We start from the raw sequence: 1,903 nt of genomic DNA, 5'->3' as shown, positions 1-1,903 counted from the left end.
CTGCTCGGGGCGGGCGACCGGCCGGGCTACGCGCTCCACGCCAACGGCTCGCCCCGGCGGCCGGGGCGAGCGCGCGGAACGCTCGCCGGCGACGACCCCGCCGCCATCCTGCGCCGGCTTTCCGGGGCGCCGGCTCCGTCTTAAGTGGAGTTCCTCAAAAGATCGCCTTGCCAGCCGCAGCCCGCGCCGTCACAAGGCTGTCGCGAGATGTGTGGGCGGGCTTTGATGGACTACGTGAAGGACGGAGCGGAGATCTATCGCCGCTCCTTCGCGACGATACGGGCCGAGGCGGCGCTGGACGGTCTGCCCGCGGACGTGGCTGGCGTCTGCGTGCGGATGATCCACGCCTGCGGCATGACGGACCTGCCCGCGGACCTGCGCTACAGTGACGACGTGGTGGCCGCCGCCCGTGGGGCGCTGCGCGCCGGCGCGCCCATCCTGTGCGACGCCAAAATGGTGGCGTCGGGCGTCACCCGGTCCCGGCTGCCGGCCGACAACGAGGTGCTGTGCCTGCTGGACGATCCGCGCACGCCGGATCTGGCGCGCGACCTTGGCACCACCCGCTCCGCCGCGGCGGTGGAGCTGTGGCGCGACCGGCTCGAGGGCGCCGTGGTGGCGGTGGGCAACGCGCCGACCACGCTGTTCCATCTGCTGGAGCGGCTCGACGCCGGCTGGCCCAGGCCCGCGGCGATCTTCGGCCTGCCGGTGGGCTTCATCGGCGCGGCGGAATCCAAGGAGGAGCTGGCGCGCGATCCCCGCGGCGTTCCCTTCCTCACGCTGCTCGGCCGGCGGGGCGGCAGCGCCATGGCGGTCGCCGCCCTCAACGCCGCCGCGGATCCCAAGGAATGACGCCCGGCAAGCTGTCCGGCGTCGGCGTCGGCCCGGGCGATCCCGAGCTTCTGACGCTGAAGGCGCTGCGCCTCATCCAGGAGGCGGACGTGATCGCCTATCCGGCCGCCAGGGCGGGCGCCGGCGTGGCGCTCTCCGCCGCCCGGCCGCATCTGCGCGCCGATCAGGAGCTTCTGCCGCTGGTCTATCCCGTCACCGCGAGCCCGGAGGCGGACCTGCCGTCTTACCCGCAGGTGATGCGCGCTTTCTACGATTCCAGCGCCGAGGAGATCGCGGGCCATCTGGATCGGGGCCGCAACGTCTGCGTGCTGTGCGAGGGCGATCCGTTCTTCTACGGCTCGTTCATCTATTGGCATTCGCGCCTCAAGGACCGCTACGACACCACCGTGACGCCGGGCGTGTCCTCGGTGATGGCGGCGCCGGCGGCGCTCGGCGTGCCGCTGGTGCTCAGGCAGGACACCGTCACCGTCATCCCCGGCATCCTGCCGGCGGAGGAGCTGACGCGACGGCTCGCCGCCGCCGACGCCGCGGTGGTGATGAAGCTCGGCCGCACCTTCGCCAAGGTGCGCGACGCGCTCGCCGCCGCGGGCGTGCTGGAGCGCGCCTGGTATGTGGAGCGGGCGAGCCAGGATCGGCAGCGCACCCTTCGTGCGGTCGACGTGGACCCCACGACCGTGCCTTACTTCTCCATCATCGTCGTCCCTGGTCGGGAGATTCCGTGACGCGGCCCATCGTCTTCGCCTTCAACTCCTCCGGCGCGGAAACGGCGCGCCGGGTGGCCCGCGCGGTCGGGGGCGAGACCTGCGGGCTGGACGGACGGGTGACCGGGCTCGACTCCACGTTCGACGACGCGGCCTCGGCGGTTGCGGAGGCTTTCCGGGCCGGGCGGCCGATCCTCGGCGTCTGCGCCGCCGGCATCCTGATTCGGCTGATCGCGCCGCTGCTGGTCGACAAGCGCGCCGAGCCCCCGGTGCTGGCTGTCTCCGACGACGGCGCCGTGGTGGCGCCGCTGATCGGCGGGCTGGTGGGCGCGGACACGCTCGCCCGCACGGTC

At 73.3% G+C, this 1,903-nt stretch carries 2 protein-coding genes and 1 pseudogene; all 3 read left to right on the top strand.

Annotated elements, in window-relative coordinates; all coding sequences use genetic code 11:
* Window positions 1–225 precede the first annotated feature (225 nt).
* Complete coding sequence (locus ACFQ4O_RS17230) at window positions 226–849, top strand: precorrin-8X methylmutase (RefSeq protein WP_378777570.1); 624 nt, start codon at window positions 226–228, stop codon at window positions 847–849.
* Window positions 846–1,571 carry a precorrin-2 C(20)-methyltransferase gene (locus ACFQ4O_RS17225; RefSeq protein WP_378777568.1) on the top strand — a complete coding sequence of 242 codons (726 nt, stop codon included), beginning with the start codon at window positions 846–848 and terminating at the stop codon, window positions 1,569–1,571. Before ACFQ4O_RS17230 ends, ACFQ4O_RS17225 begins: the two co-directional genes overlap by 4 nt.
* Window positions 1,568–1,903: pseudogene (locus tag ACFQ4O_RS17220) on the top strand (precorrin-3B C(17)-methyltransferase); the annotation flags it as partial. The gene ACFQ4O_RS17225 and the pseudogene ACFQ4O_RS17220, both read left to right, overlap by 4 nt.

The sequence above is a fragment of the Methylopila musalis genome, from assembly GCF_042679725.1.
GTDB classification, from domain to species: Bacteria; Pseudomonadota; Alphaproteobacteria; order Rhizobiales; family Methylopilaceae; genus Methylopila; species Methylopila musalis.
This window is presented reverse-complemented; position numbering and strand designations above follow the sequence as displayed.

Excerpts from the sequence above, each read along its gene's own strand:
- ACFQ4O_RS17230 (WP_378777570.1), top strand. The coding sequence starts at position 226 with ATGGACTACGTGAAGGACGGAGCGGAGATCTATCGCCGCTCCTTCGCG.
- ACFQ4O_RS17225 (WP_378777568.1), top strand. The coding sequence starts at position 846 with ATGACGCCCGGCAAGCTGTCCGGCGTCGGCGTCGGCCCGGGCGATCCC.